This is a genomic window from Streptomyces sp. NPDC006174, assembly GCF_040614075.1.
Classification (GTDB): domain Bacteria; phylum Actinomycetota; class Actinomycetes; order Streptomycetales; family Streptomycetaceae; genus Streptomyces.
Map to the genome: position 1 here is coordinate 158,638 of NZ_JBEXTJ010000013.1, position 13,800 is coordinate 172,437.

General features: G+C 71.0%; 14 protein-coding genes. 3 read left to right on the forward strand and 11 right to left on the reverse strand.

What is annotated here, in order from left to right:
- Positions 1-170: 170 nt before the first annotated feature.
- The 6 genes from ABZ267_RS27060 to ABZ267_RS27085 are packed head-to-tail and all read right to left on the reverse strand — an operon-like array spanning position 171 to position 5,914.
- Positions 171-1,235, reverse strand: a complete 1,065-nt coding sequence (locus ABZ267_RS27060; RefSeq protein WP_356751475.1) for a 2-aminoethylphosphonate ABC transporter substrate-binding protein — start codon at positions 1,233-1,235, stop codon at positions 171-173.
- A 44-nt stretch (positions 1,236-1,279) separates the two neighbouring features.
- Complete coding sequence (locus ABZ267_RS27065; RefSeq protein ID WP_356751477.1) at positions 1,280-2,077, reverse strand: ABC transporter permease subunit; 798 nt, start codon at positions 2,075-2,077, stop codon at positions 1,280-1,282.
- Positions 2,064-2,954, reverse strand: coding sequence for a 2-aminoethylphosphonate ABC transporter permease subunit (locus ABZ267_RS27070; protein WP_356751479.1), 891 nt, complete (start codon positions 2,952-2,954; stop codon positions 2,064-2,066). Before ABZ267_RS27070 ends, ABZ267_RS27065 begins: the two co-directional genes overlap by 14 nt.
- Complete coding sequence (locus ABZ267_RS27075; protein ID WP_356751481.1) at positions 2,947-4,074, reverse strand: ABC transporter ATP-binding protein; 1,128 nt, start codon at positions 4,072-4,074, stop codon at positions 2,947-2,949. The genes ABZ267_RS27070 and ABZ267_RS27075 overlap by 8 nt, the downstream gene beginning before the upstream one ends.
- Positions 4,071-4,784 carry a phosphonatase-like hydrolase gene (locus ABZ267_RS27080; protein ID WP_356751482.1) on the reverse strand — a complete coding sequence of 238 codons (714 nt, stop codon included), beginning with the start codon at positions 4,782-4,784 and terminating at the stop codon, positions 4,071-4,073. The genes ABZ267_RS27075 and ABZ267_RS27080 overlap by 4 nt, the downstream gene beginning before the upstream one ends.
- Positions 4,785-4,789: 5 nt before the next feature.
- On the reverse strand, positions 4,790-5,914 hold the full coding sequence (locus ABZ267_RS27085) for a TIGR03364 family FAD-dependent oxidoreductase (protein ID WP_356751484.1): 1,125 nt from the start codon (positions 5,912-5,914) through the stop codon (positions 4,790-4,792).
- A 233-nt stretch (positions 5,915-6,147) separates the two neighbouring features.
- Here ABZ267_RS27085 and ABZ267_RS27090 point away from each other — a divergent pair, with 233 nt between their 5' ends.
- From ABZ267_RS27090 to dhaL, 3 genes are all read left to right on the forward strand, one after another.
- Positions 6,148-6,597, forward strand: coding sequence for a universal stress protein (locus ABZ267_RS27090; RefSeq protein WP_356751486.1), 450 nt, complete (start codon positions 6,148-6,150; stop codon positions 6,595-6,597).
- Positions 6,598-6,942: 345 nt separating this feature from the next.
- A complete protein-coding gene (locus tag ABZ267_RS27095) occupies positions 6,943-7,935 on the forward strand; it encodes a dihydroxyacetone kinase subunit DhaK (protein WP_356751488.1) in 993 nt (330 codons plus the stop codon).
- Positions 7,936-7,978: 43 nt separating this feature from the next.
- Positions 7,979-8,656, forward strand: coding sequence for a dihydroxyacetone kinase subunit DhaL (gene dhaL / locus ABZ267_RS27100; RefSeq protein ID WP_356751490.1), 678 nt, complete (start codon positions 7,979-7,981; stop codon positions 8,654-8,656).
- Between the two features lie 18 nt (positions 8,657-8,674).
- Here dhaL and ABZ267_RS27105 read toward each other — a convergent pair whose 3' ends face one another.
- From ABZ267_RS27105 to ABZ267_RS27125, 5 genes are all read right to left on the reverse strand, one after another.
- Positions 8,675-9,403, reverse strand: a complete 729-nt coding sequence (locus tag ABZ267_RS27105; RefSeq protein ID WP_356751492.1) for an HAD family phosphatase — start codon at positions 9,401-9,403, stop codon at positions 8,675-8,677.
- Between the two features lie 561 nt (positions 9,404-9,964).
- Complete coding sequence (locus ABZ267_RS27110; RefSeq protein WP_356751494.1) at positions 9,965-10,123, reverse strand: hypothetical protein; 159 nt, start codon at positions 10,121-10,123, stop codon at positions 9,965-9,967.
- Positions 10,124-10,397: 274 nt separating this feature from the next.
- Positions 10,398-11,177 carry a GntR family transcriptional regulator gene (locus tag ABZ267_RS27115; RefSeq protein ID WP_356751496.1) on the reverse strand — a complete coding sequence of 260 codons (780 nt, stop codon included), beginning with the start codon at positions 11,175-11,177 and terminating at the stop codon, positions 10,398-10,400.
- A 47-nt stretch (positions 11,178-11,224) separates the two neighbouring features.
- The gene (locus ABZ267_RS27120) at positions 11,225-12,331 is read right to left on the reverse strand and encodes a peptidase (protein ID WP_356751497.1); all 1,107 of its coding nucleotides are present in this window, start codon (positions 12,329-12,331) and stop codon (positions 11,225-11,227) included.
- Positions 12,332-12,548: 217 nt separating this feature from the next.
- Positions 12,549-13,661 (reverse strand): ROK family transcriptional regulator, encoded by a 1,113-nt coding sequence (locus ABZ267_RS27125; RefSeq protein WP_356751542.1) that lies wholly within the window; start codon positions 13,659-13,661, stop codon positions 12,549-12,551.
- Positions 13,662-13,800: the final 139 nt, after the last annotated feature.

Here is a 13,800-nt window from a genome sequence, read left to right on the forward strand (position 1 = left end):
CGGGAGTGGACGGCGGGGCGTGGACTTCGTGAACTGCCTTCTGGACCAGACCCGTTACCTTCGCGAGATGAGCGGGCGGAGTCCAGACCTGTGCGGTGCGCGGTTTGCCCGTACGGGTTTCGCGGTGCGGGATGGACCTTCGCAGGAGACCGTGGCCGAGAGGTGGCCGGTCAGCTTCCGGTGGCCGTCTTCCAGGCGTCGATGTACGTGTCCAGGTTGGTGCCGATGTCCGACCAGTCCGGCTCGAAGATCTCCACACCCTCCAACAGCCCGTTCAGTTCGGTGGCGTTGGCGTCGCCGGCCTTGATGTCCTTGCGGGCGGCGAAGCCTCCGCCGACCGCGCTGACATCGCGCTGGGCCTTCTCGGAGAGGAGGAAGTCGAGCAGCTTCTTGCCGTTCTCGCTGTGCGGCGCCTTGGCCAGGAGCCCGGCCGCGTACGGAAGAGCGAAGCTGGTGGGCTTCCCGTCGCCCTTCGCCGGGAACCAGATGCCGAGGTTCGGCATGTCCTTGGACTGCGCGTAGTTCATCTGCACATCGCCGTTGGCGACGAGGAGTTCACCCTTGTCGACCTTGGGCGCGAGCTTGCCGGTGGAGGCGGACGGGCCGACGTTGTTGGTCTGGAGCCGCTTCAGGTACGCCATCGCCGGCTCCTTGCCGCCGAAGTCGTGCATGGCCTTGATGAGCACGGCGGTGCCGTCGCCGGCGACGCCGGGCGTGGAGTACTGGACCTTCTCCTTGTACGAGGCGTCCAGCAGCTCCTCCCAGGTGCGCGGCGGAGTCTTCAGCCGCTGCTTGTTGTAGATGAAGCCGAAGTAGTTGTTGACCACGGAGGTCCACTTGCCGTCGGACGCCTTGTCCGCCGCGCCGACCTGGTCGGCGCCCTTCGGCTCGTACGCCGCGAGGAGCCCCTTGGCGTCGGCCTGCTGGATGAACGGCGGGAGGGTCACGAGTACGTCGGCCTGGGTGTTGGACTTCTCGCGGACGGTGCGCTGCACCATCTCGCCGGAGCCGCCTTCCACGTACTCGACCTTGATGCCGGTCTCCTTCTCGAACTCCGCGAAGACCTTGTCGTACCAGCCGTCGCCCCTCTCGCCCTTGAGGCCGTCGGCGCTGTAGACGGTGACGACCTTCTCGTCGGACGCGGCGGAGGTGCCGCCGCAGGCGGTGAGGGTGACAGCGGTGAGGGAGAGGGCGCCGAGGACGGCGAGGGACCGGTTGAGGACAGGGGTGCGCATGGGGTGTCTTCTCCTGGAGCGGTTACGTGAAGGGGTTCGGGTTCTCAGCGGTAGGAGGCGCGGGTCCGGATGCGGGAGACGGCCGTCAGGACGAGGAGCGTCGTTCCCATCAGGACCACGGCGAGTGCGGCGCCGGTGAAGAGCGAGCCGCGGTCGGTCGCGGCGAAGATCTGCACCGGCAGCGGGGTCCAGTCCGGCGGATAGAGCATCATCGTGGCGCTCAACTCCCCCATGGACAGCGCGAAGCAGAGCCCGGCCGCCGCTGTGAGCGACGGCAGCAGGAGCGGCAGTCTGACCCGCCACAGAACCCGGGCCGGGCTCGCGCCGAGGCTGGCCGCGGCCTGCTCGTACATCGGGTCCAGGCGCCGGGCGGCGGCCGAGACGGACTGGTAGGCGAAGGCGGTGACCAGGACCGTGTGGGCGATGATCACGATCCAGCGGGTGCCGTTGAGGAGGACCGGCGGCCGGCTGAACGCCACGAGGACCGCGAGACCGACGACCACGGACGGCACGGCGACCGGCAGCATGAACAGCGCGTCCAGGAAGCGTTTTCCGCGTCGGCCGAGCGAGTCGGCGGCGAGCGCGGCCCAGCCGCCGAGGACGAGAGCGAGCACGCCGGCGCAGAGCGCGGTGACCAGGCTGGTGGTGAGCGCCTGGAGGGAGTCGCCGCTGGTCGCGGCGGTGTAGCGGGCGGCGGTCGGGCCGGAGGGAAGGGCGCCGGACCAGTTCGTGGCGAACGAGGCGGCGAGGATGACGAGGAGGGGCACAGCGAAGAGAGGGATGAAGAGGAGCGCGAACGCGGACCAGGTGGCCCACTTTCCCGTACGGCTATGCACCAGCACGACGGCTCACCACCCGGTACAGGCTGTAAAGGCCCACGGAGAGGACGATGTTGACGACGGCGACGACACAGGCGGCCGGATAGTCCGACTCCAGGATGGCTTTGCTGTAGACGAGCATCGGCAGCGTGGTGACGCCTTTCGCTCCGGTGAACAGGACGATCCCGAACTCGTTGAGGCAGAGCACCAGGACCAGGCTGCCGCCGGCCGCGAGCGCCGGGAGCGCCTCGGGCAGGATCACCTGCCGCACGATCCGCAGCGGCCCGGCGCCGAGCGAGGAGGCCACCTCCAGCTGGGCGGTGTCGAGTTGGGAGAAGGCGGCGAGCAGCGGACGCATCACGAACGGTGTGAAGTACGTGATCTCCGCGAGCAGGACGCCCCAAGGAGTGGTCAGGAAGTGGAAGGGCCCTTCGGCCGCTCCGGTGACGCCGGTCCAGGCTCCGTTGGCCATGCCGACCGACCCGTAGATGAAGAGCAGGGCCAGCGTGATGAGGAAGGACGGGAAGGAGAGGAAGACGTCGATGAACCGGGCGACGGCCTTGCCGCCGGGGAACGGGACGAAGGCGATGACCAGCGCGAGGACGAAGCCGAGGACCAGACAGCCGACGGTGGCGCCGGCCGCGAGCCAGACGGTGGTGGTGAGCGCCTCGCGGAAGGCGGTGGAGGCGAAGACCCCGGTGTACGGGGTGAGGGAGGCGCCTCCTTCGTCCAGTGATTCCGGCGTGAAGGACTGCCGGACGACGAGGGCCAGCGGATAGAGGAAGCCGAGCGCGAGGACCAGGACGGGCGGGAGGGCCCAGGCCCAGGTGGGTGTCCTCGCGAGGCCTGCGGGTTTCCGGCGGACGGCCGCGGTGGCGCCGGCGGTGGTGGTGCTAGCCACTGGCCACCTCCGGGACGCTCGTCGCGTTCACGGTGTTCGCCGGGAGCAGCACCGCGTCCTCCGGTGCGAAGTGCAGGGTGACCGGGTCGCCGAGGGCAGGAGGGTCGCGGAGTTCGCGGAGGTCGGCCATGAGCGGGTGGCCGGCGACGTCCGCGTGGACGCGGTGGGTGGAGCCGCGCCACTGGACCTCGGTGACCGTGCCGGTGAGCGCGTTGGGCCCGGCGCCTAGGCCGACGAGGTGCGGCCGGAGGCAGAGGGTGGCGGTGGCGCCGGAGGCGGCGGTGTCGGTACGGGTGTCGAGCGGGGTGCCTGCCAGCTCGACGCGTCCCGGGCCGGTGACGGTGACCGGGAGGAGGTTGGCGTTGCCGACGAACGAGGCGGTGAACTCCGTACGAGGCCGGCGGTAGAGCTCCTCGGGTGTGCCGCAGTCCTGGAGGCGGGCGCGGTCCATGACGGCGATGCGGTCGGCCAGGGTGAGCGCCTCGACCTGGTCGTGGGTGACGTAGAGGATGGAGACGTCCGTCAACTCGCGGTGCAGCCGCGCCAGTTCGGCGAGCATGCCGGAGCGGAGCCGGGCGTCGAGCGCGGAGAGCGGTTCGTCGAGGAGGAGGACGCCGGGACGGATGGCCAGCGCGCGGGCGATGGCGACGCGTTGTTGCTGGCCGCCGGAGAGCTCGCGCGGATAGCGGGTGGCGTACGCGGCCATGCCGACGAGTTCCAGTGCCTCCGCCACGCGTCCGGCGATCTCGGCCTTCGGCGTGCGGTGGGCCTTGAGGCCGAAGGCGACGTTGTCCTTGACCTTGAGGTGCGGGAAGAGCGCGTACTGCTGGACCACCATGCCGATGCCGCGCTGGTTCGGCGGCAGTCGGGTCACATCGCGGCCGCCGATGAGGACGCGTCCGGAGGCGGGCCGGACGAATCCGGCGACGGCGCGCAGCGCGGTGGTCTTGCCGGAGCCGGAGGGCCCGAGGAGGGCCATGACCTCACCGGGTTCGACGGTGAGGTCGAGCCGGTCCAGGACGGTGTGCTCTCCGTACGCGACGCTGACGCCGTCGAACCGGATGCCGCTGGAGGCGATGGGCTCGACGGCCGGGCCGGTGGCGAGGCTCTTGGGGCTCATGCCTCGGCCCGCGCGATGAGGTCCGGCAGCTCGGCGACCGACCCGAGGACGTGCGTGGCGCCGTGCCGGTCCAGCTGGCCGGCGTCGTGGGCGCCGGTGAGGACGCCCGCGACGAGCCCGGCGCCGGAGCGTACGCCGCTGAGCATGTCGTACGAGGTGTCCCCGGCCACCACGATCCGCCGCACGTCGTCCACCGCACCGGTGCGCAGGAACGCGGCCAGCACCATGTCCGGGAAGGGCCGGCCACGGCCGCCCGCGTCGGCCGGACAGAGCGTGAGCGGGACGAGGTCCTGCCAGCCGAGCGCGGCGAGGATGGCGTCCTGGGTGGTGCGGGCGAACCCGGTGGTCAGGACGACGGTACGGCCTTCGGCGGTGAGCCGCTCGACGGCTTCGCGCGCGCCGGTGATCGGAGCGATGCGGCCGCCGTCCACGAGGTCTCCGTACGCCTCCTCGAAGGCGGTGTTGGCGTGCTGGGCCTTCTGCTCGTCACCGAAGAGGTGTCGGAAGACGGAGATCTTCGACTCGCCCATGGTGGCCCGGACGTAGGCGAGTTGGCGCTCGTGCTCACCGGATCCGGGCCGTACGCCGAGGCGTTCGGCGGCGGCGGAGAAGGCCTGCTCGACAAGGCCGCCGTCGGCGACGGTGGTGCCGGCCATGTCGAGGACGACGAGGCCGAGTCGGTTGTCGGTCGTCGGTGTCGCTGAAGTCATTGTGTTCACCAGCCCAGTTGGTCGGCGGTCGTTTCGGCGATGGCGGGTGAGCACGTCATGCCGCGCCCGCCGGGTCCGGTCACCAGCCAGACCCCGTCGGCCACCCGCTGGCGGTGGACGACGCGTGAGGTGTCGGTGCACTGGGCGTAGACGCCTGCCCAGCGGTGCCTGATGCGCGGCAGCGGCCGGCCGAGGAAGGTTTCGACGACCCGCGTGAGGTGTTCGTACGGCTCCTCGACGGTGTCGAAGGCGAAGGGGTGCTCGTACTCGTGGGTGTCGCCGATGGTCAGCCCGCCGTCGTTCCGCTGGACCATGAGGAGTTGCATACGGTGCTCGGCCGCGACCGGGTCCTGGGGCTGGCGGGCGTTGAGGGCGTCGAGCGCCTCGCCGCGGTAGGCGGGGTAGTAGCGGAAGCTGTCGGCGTCGGCGACCGAGGTGGTGAGAGGCTCGCCGAGCGGGTCGGTCTGCATCATCTGGAGGCGGACGCGCCGCACCGGCAGCTCGGGCCCGGCCAGTTCGCGCACCAGCCCGCCGAGCCAGGCGCCGGTCGCCAGGATCACGGCGTCACCGGTGTGGACGTCACCGTGGTCGTCGCGCACGGAGGCGGTACCGACGACCTCACGGACCTCACGGCCGCCGAGGAAGGTGTACCGGCCGGAGGCCAGCAGCTCGGCTTGCAGGGCGAGTTGGGCGGTACGCGGCTCGACCGCCGCGTCCCGCTCGCACCACAGCGCGGCGGTGAAGGTGCCGCGCAGGGCGGGGTTGAGGGCGCGGGCCTCCTCGGCGGTGAGCAGCTTGTAGCCGCGCGCCGCCGCGTCGGTCCGGGCGACGGCGGCCTCGGCCACGGCGACCTCGGCGGCGGTCCGCAACGGCGTGAGCGAACCACAGGCCCGGAAGCCGAGCCCCGGCACCCGCCGCCCGATCGCCTCCCACAGCTCCCGCGCCCGCAGCGCGGCCTCCAGCTCGTCGCCACCGGCCCGGCCGCTGACCCAAATCTGTCCGAAATTGCGGAGCGATGCTCCGCGCGCCTCACTCTCACGCTCGATCTGTACGACCTCGTGGCCGCGGCTGACTGCGTGCCAGGCGTGCATGGTTCCCACCACGCCGGCTCCTACGACGATGACTCTCACGGCGGCCACGCTCCTCGGATCGGGTGTCCCGGACCCATCCGGTCGACAACGGGATGGTGAACGACCTCGCAAGTTTGGGCTAGACCCGTTATGCATTCGTGATCTTATTCCGACTCCCCGGGCTCCCTTCGCGAAAGGTGCGCTCCATCGCGTCGACAGGTGCGATGCCCGTCTCGACAGGCCGCACACTACTTACTGTGAAGTAAGTAGTGTTTATATTAGGGGAGTTGAGAGTGCACCTCTATCGAACAGTTCTCGTCGGCACGGACGGCTCGCCGTCCTCGTTCACAGCAGTGGAGAGCGCGGCCCGCCTGGCTGCGGGCACCCGGGCGGACCTGGTGGCCGCCTGTGCTTATCGGCCCTTGTCAGGACCGGAGTTGGCCAAGGCTCAGCATGAGCCGGGCGAGGAGGCTTACCAGGTGGTGGGTTCCGCCCCTGCGGAGGAGAGCCTGCGGGTCGCGCGCGTGCGCGCCGAGGCCCGGGGAGCGACAAGCGTGCGGTTGCGGGCGGTCGAGGGCGAACCGGTCGCGGTGCTCATGCGGGTGGCCCGGGAGCACTCGGCCGACCTCCTGGCGGTGGGCAACCGCGGCCCGCGGCCCCTGGCCGGCGGCCTCCTGGGGCCGGTGCCCGCGGATGTCGCGCGCAAGGCGGGCGTGGACGTTCCCATCGCGCACACCACATGAGCACGCCGTCGGGAAAGACACCTCGTCCCGTATCCGTACACCGCTGCAAGCGGCTGCGTCCCGCCCTGTCAAGGCCGGCCGGTGACAGCAAGGCCGATCTCAGCGTCCCGCCTTGCCGCTTCTCCCCGACCCGGAGGACCGTCACGGGTACTGGGACGCCGGACCCCTTTCCTGAGCGTTCCTCGGCAGACCGGACGGCCTGGTCGAGAATCACTCGGCACTCGAACACATGTGCGATCTCTCTTCGGACTTGCGCGGCATCAGCTGCCATCGCAACCTGGTGAAACCGTGTCCGCCCCTGCGGCCCGTCGGTCCGCTGGTGCGCCTGGATATCCGAGGAGTGAGATGTCCGCGTACTTCGAGACCGCAACCGGTGACCTCGCCTCCGAAGCACTGCGCTCCTTCGCCGATGTCCACGGGGGACTGGTGTCGGCGCCCTCCCGGTTCGGCTTCCTCACGGCGCGCGACACATCCGCGACGCGCGTCGTCGGCCTGCTCTCCGGTGGTGGATCAGGGCACGAGCCCTTGCACTGCGGGTATGTCGGACGGGGCATGCTCGACGCCGCTGTTCCCGGCCGGGTGTTCGCCTCCCCGCACAACCGGCAGGTGTACGAGGCATCTCTCGCGGTCGCCCGCTCCGGAGGGGTCCTCCATCTGGTGAAGAACTACACCGGCGACCGCATCAACTTCGGAATCGCCGCCGAGCGCCTGGCCCACAAGGGCATACCGTGCGCCCGCGTCCTCGTCGACGACGACCTCGCCTCCGACGCGGAGGACATCGCCGCCGGACGGCGTGGCACGGGTGGCACCGTCCTGGTGGAGAAGATCCTCGGTGCCGCGGCGGACACCGGCATGGGACTCGCCGAACTCCAGAATCTGGGCGAACGGCTCGTGGCGCGCTGCCGTTCACTCGCCATCGCCACCGCCGCACACACGTCTCCCGCCACCGGTCAGCCCGCCTTCACGTTGGACGCGGGTCAGCTGGAGTACGGCGTGGGCATTCACGGTGAACGCGCCAGTTCGACCATTCCTCGCCAGCCGCTGGCCGACCTGGTCGAACGGATGACGACGGAACTGCTGGCGGCGCTGCCCACCGGAACCCCGGTGATATCGCTGGTCAACGGCCTAGGCGCCACCACACTGCTGGAGCTGTACGCGGCACACGGGCAACTCGCCCCCCTACTGCGGGGCGCCGGAGTACCGCTCGCCCGAAGTCTGGTCGGCAACTACATCACCTCCCTGGACATGCACGGTTTCTCCATCACCCTGATGGCCGTCGACCCCTCGGACCTGAGCCTTTACGACGCCCCGGTCCACACCCCGGCCCTGCGCTGGTGAAGAGCGGCCCCATTCCACCGCAGCCGACACCGGGAGGACTTCCATGACCGAACCTGCCAGCAGCGCCCGCTTCACCTACGGCTGGATGCGACGTTTCGCGGAAGCGGCCCACCGTGGTGAGCCCCTGCTCACCGCCCTTGACCAGCAAGTCGGCGACGGGGACTTCGGAGTCAACCTCACCGCCGGGGTAGACGCCGCCCGGGCCCGCTGGGACCGGCTCCCGGAGCCGGGCTCCGATCCCGCAGCGCCGCTTCTGGCTACGGCCGAGGCATTTCTCGACGAGGTCGGCGGTACGAGCGGCCCTCTTTTCGGCCTGCTGCTGCAGTCATTGGCCACAACAGTCGCCGAGGACGGGCTCACCACCGCCGCGCTGGCCGACGGCTTCGCCGCCGGCCTCGCCGCGATCCAACGCGTCGGAGACGCCCGGCCAGGGGACAAGACCCTCGTAGACGCCTTGGCCCCCGCCACCGACGTCCTGCGCTCGACCGCCGTGACGATTCCCGCCGCTGACGCGCTCGCGATCGCGGCCGAGTCCGCTTGGGACGGTGTGGCCGCGACCGCGAGGCTCCGGGCTCGTATGGGGCGTTCCAGTTACCTGGGTGGACGCACCGAAGGAATTCCCGACCCGGGGGCCGTCGGCGTCGCCCTCCTGTTGTCCTGCGCCCAGGCCGAGACTCCCGACCTCGGGGCGCGCCTGGACGCCGTACACGCCGCCAGCTGAGTCAGTGCCTTCCCGCCACTACCCGACGCGCACCCACTCCAGGTCCAGCAACTCGGGGGCGTGGAGGGTGGGCACCCAGAGATCGACCGTGCTCTCCCGGCCGTCGGTGGGACGCTTGCCGACCCCTACCACGCGTAGCCCCGCCCGGCGGGCCGACTCGACGCCCGTGAACGAGTCCTCCACGGCCAGCGTCCGTTCGCTCCGAGCGCCGCACAGCCGTGCGGCGGTGGCATAGACGTCCGGCCACGGCTTGGGCCTGATGAGCGTCCCACCGTCCGTGCTGGTGGTGGCCGCACCGGCCGATCCTGGGTCGCTGGGGACGACGATATGATCGAAGTGCGACAGCAGGCCGGCCTGCTCCAGACTCCTCTTGACCACCGCCAGGGGGCAGTTGCTCGCGACCGCCAGAGGAAGGCGGCCGGACAGGTTCTGGACGAACTCGGCCGCCCCGGGCATGGTCACCGGGTCATCGGCGACACGCTCCATGAAGTGGGCGAGCAGCGACTCGGTGAGCTCCGGTGCCAGGTCGGGCTTGTCGGCCTCCTCGGCCATCATCCGGCCGCAGTCGAGGTAGTGGACGCCCTTGGCGCGTTCGGCGAACCCGGGCGCCGGCCGTAGGCCGAAGTCCCGGAACGCCCGGCCTCGGGCGTCCTGCCAGTGCTGTTCGGTATCCATGAGGGTGCCGTCGCAGTCGAAGACGACGGCTTCGGGGGACCAGCCGTGAAATGGCTGCTCTGTGATGGTCATCAGTGGACCACTCCTGAGAGAAATGCGATCCGGCATGACGCGGGACCGCGGGCCGTGGGGGTCGCCACTTCGCATGCGTTGGCGAAGGTCCTCGCACTGCCCGCTGCGGCCTGCAGTCGGGTGCGGCCAAAAATCGGCTCATAGGCCGTCACGCAAAAGTGGCGTTACCGAGAAGCTATTCACTCTTGCGCAAGCTGCGCAATCACCGGCTTGGCCTCTCGACATTCATGCGGGAAATCCACTAGGGGAAAGCGGAGAGAGACCGGCGACACGGCGGCTTCGCTTGTCAACTGCATTCATCAGACGCCGCGTTGAGGAAATTCGGCCTACCCATATTATCTCGATGGGCGTTTTCGCCCATTCAGCCAGATGGCCGGAAATGGACGAGCCGTGGCGCTTAATGCACTCTCAGGTGTGCACACTCGAAAGAAAGTAAGAGGATTTGGAATACCTACCCCTTGTTTTACCAGCGCACGCGGAGCGCGAAGCGCTCTCCCAACGCGCGCCTGGGCTCCACGCAGGCACGAAGCGGTGCATCCTAGGAAGGATGCCGCCGTGGAATCAGCTGCTCAGCGAACTCTTGAGTGCACGGCGTCGAATGTATGAAAACTGTCCGGCCCGGTCGTTGAGGATCTGCGACAGCGGGTTCAGCCGAGCAACCCGGGAATACGCCGCGGTGGTGGTCGTCACGACGACGTCGGCCGCGCCCAAGATGCCCACGACAGTGCCCCCTCGGGGGTTCACCGGTTCAGGCGCATCGACCTGAGATCGAAGAGAAGTGTGTGCAGCGCGCGTGCGGGTTTGCTGCGGATCAGCGGAAGCCCGGCGCCACACGACGGGCAGGAGTGGGTATCGGGAGCCGGCCGAGCCCGTCCCGTGACCGGTGTTCAGGGATCGCTCCGGCGGCAGAGCTTCGTCTGAAGCAGATCGGTGAGGATACCGACGAAGCGGCCGGACCGAGCCCGGCGCGAACGGCGGTGCCGGGACCATCCGGCTAAGGCGCATCACGTCGAGCGGGCTGCCCCAGACGCGTGGTGAAGGAGAACCGGTCTCCTCGGAACAACGTCCGCACCCGCTCCAGCGGCCGGCCCTCCGTGTCCCGGGACAGGCGGTGGAGGAGGAGCATCGGCAGAGCGGGCGGAGTGCCGATGAGGAGGGCCTCGCGCGGCGTGGCGAGGACGGTCTCGATGCGCTCGTCGGCGTCTTGGAAGGCGATGCCGAGCCGGTCGCGGAGGTAGGCGTAGAAGGAGGAGTCGGGGTCGAACTCGACGTCCAGGCGCGGGAGTCGGGCCACGCTGACGTATGTGCTCTCCAGGCCGACCCGCTCGTCGTCGGCGAGCAGCACGCGCTCCAGGTGCCAGACCGGTTCGCGCGGCGCCACCTCGATCTCGGCGGCGAGGGCGTCGGGACAGGGGAAGCGTTCCAGGCCGATGAGGTGCCGGCCGGGCCGCCGGCCCTGGCGGCGGACGCCTTCGGTGTAGCTGGCGAGCGAGAGCGGCTGCTCCAGTTTGGGCCCGGCGACGACGGTCCCGCGTCCTTGCCGCCGCAGCCGTCCTTCCAGCAGCAGCTCGCGCAGCGCCTGCCGTACGGTCTCGCGCGACACCTCGTGGCGCAGCGCGAGGTCCCGCTCGGTGGGCAGGAGCCCGCCCTCACCCAACTCGTCGAGGAGCAGCGAGATCTGGGCCTTGACCGCGTAGTACTTCGGGATGCGGCCGTGCTCCGGGATGCCGGAGCGGATCGGTGCGCCAGGTGCCTGGTCGTTCGGGTAGTCCACCGCCCGATGGTGGCAGACGGAGGTGAACGTCCTGGTCGCGGTGGCGGTCAGTCCAGGCTCCGGCGCATCCGGCGGCCCTTCGCCATGAGCGCGCCACCGCAGAGGACGAGCGCGGCGGCGACCGCTCCGGCCCACGGCAGCAGCTCGGGTCCGGTGCGGGCGAGTTCGGGGAGCGGGCGGCCGGTCGCGTACTGCGGCGGGCGCACGGGCCGCTCCTCGCCGTCCCGGCGGGGAGGCGCCGACGTTTCCGTACGAGGTTCTGTACCGGGTTCCGTACGGGGAAGGGAGCTGGGGTCCGGGACGGGCTCCTTGCCGGGGCCGGTGTAGGTGGGAGTGGGCGCGGGCGTGGAGGAAGGCTTGGGCGCGGCTGAGGTGGTGTCCGTACGGGGCCGGGGCTCGGCTGGCACGTCCGTACGGCCGTCGCGGTCCTCCTCGGTGGCCCGCGGCCGCGGGTACTCGCCGGTGACTCCGTCGACGATCACGAACCGGTACGCCCCCGACTCCCCCACCCAGTCCCCGTCCTCGCGCCCGCCGCCCTTCGCCTTGTCCTGGTGGTGGCGCTGGACGACGGCGGCGTGGGCGGTGATCCGGCCGGGGCCGGCGGCGGAGGTGAAGGCCATCTCGACCCGGACGCTGACAGTGGCGCCGGCGGGGACGGTGAGGCCGAGGAAGTCGTCGGCAGCGGTGGATTCGGGCGCGCCGCCGAAGACGCCGATCTGCTCGTGGCGGTCGGTGGTCTCCCAGCTCACGCGGTGTTCGGCGCCGGGCCGGCCGGCCTCGGAGAACGTCAGCCGGATCTGGTCGGCGGTCAGCTCCCGGTCCTCGTCGCTGAGCACGAGCACCGGGTGCAAGGCGTGGCAGGCGGTGTCGGTGGTGTTGGTGAGATCGAGGAACCAGGTGCCGTGACCGCCACCGGAGGCGTACGTCCTCGGCGCGTCCTGGATCCGGGTCTCGATCGGGAACTCCTTGGCACCCGGATCACCGCAGGCAGCCTGCTCGCCGTCGGCCTCGGCCTGGGCCGTTAAGGAGGCGGCCGGCTGGGCGGCGGCCTGCGGACCGGCCAGGAGCGCGGCGGGCACCGCGATCCCGGCGGCCAGCCCGAGGCCGGCGAACGCACGGGCGTCACGCAGCCGCGCGCGGGAGGTGGGGGACATGGCGGGGACCCTTCGCTGCTCGCGGACGACCGGGGCGGCGCCACCGGTGGTGTTCTCCGACGCAAGCACGCGCGCGCGGACTCAGAGAGTCGACATGCCGACACTCGTTCATACGATCACCCGACCGGCTTCACTTCCAGAGGAGCGTCGCGCCTGCCATCACGACCGCCGGTTTTGGCCCGGTTCCGGACACACCCGCGGCCTGACCGGACACGCCCTAGCCCCGCTCCCCCACCCGCCCGAACACCGGTGCGAGCACCAGCTGGGCCGCGCCTTCCGCCACGGGCCGGTCGCCGCCTCCCGCCACGGTCACGGTCACCGCGCCTCCGCCGCCGCCTCGCGCGGCCCGCTCCTCGATCACGGCGCGGACGCCTCGTACGTACGCGTCCTCGTCGGCCGCCACCGTCCGGCCGCCCAGCACGACCCGGTCGATGTCGAGCAGCCCGACGAGGTTCGCCGCGCCCGCGCCGAGGACCCGGGCCGCCTCCGCACGGTCGCCGCGCGCCTCGGCGGCCAGGCACAGCGCCTCGATGCAGCCGCGTCCGCCGCACCCGCACAGCGGACCGTCCAGCTGGAGGGTCTGGTGGCCGAACTCGCCCGCGCCCGTCCGCGCGCCCCGGTGCACCTCACCGCCGAGGACGAGGCCGGCGCCGAGCCCCGTACCGAGGTGGAGGTAGGCGAAGTCACCGCGCGGCTCGCCCGACGAAAGCGCCAGCGCGAGGGCTGCGGCATTGGTGTCCTTGTCGACGGTGACCGGGAGGCCGGTGCGTTCGGCGAGCGCGTCGCGCAGCGGGAAGCCGTCCCACTGCGGGAAGCCGGTGACCCGGTGGAGTACGCCGTCCCGGTGGTCGAGCGGGCCCGGTACGGCGACGCCGACACCCAGCACCGGCCGGTGCGGCTCGGCCGCGCTCAGGTCCCGTACGGCGTCGGCCGCGTCGGCCAGCACCTGCTCCGCCGGAGCGCCGAAGTCGAGCGGGGCCGTGGTGACGGCGACCGGACGGCCCGCGAGGTCGACCAGGACGGCGGTGAGCCCGTCGCGGTCCAGGTGGAGGCCGACGGCGAACTGCGCGTCCGGGACGAGCCGGAGCACCGTACGCGGCTTGCCACCGGTGGAGGGCCGCAGGCCCGCGCCGACGGCCAGGCCCTCCGCCCGCAGCCGCGCGGTGATCTTGCTGACGGCCTGCGGCGTGAGACCGGTGCGCTCGGCGAGCTCCAGCCGGCTGATGCCCTCCGTCCCGGCCGCCCGCAGCAGGTCCAGGACCAGCGCCGCGTTGTGGTGGCGCAGCGCGGGCAGGTTGACCCCGGCCTGGGCCGTCGTCCGGCCCGGCAGATTCACTCCGGCCTGACTCTTCGTCCGGCCCGGCGGAGCCGTCCCGGCCTGGGCCTTCGTCCGGCTCCCGTTCAACGGTTCACTCCCCTTCACCCGCCCATTGTGCCGGTCGCTTGCACTTTGGCAACAGCGTTGCTTA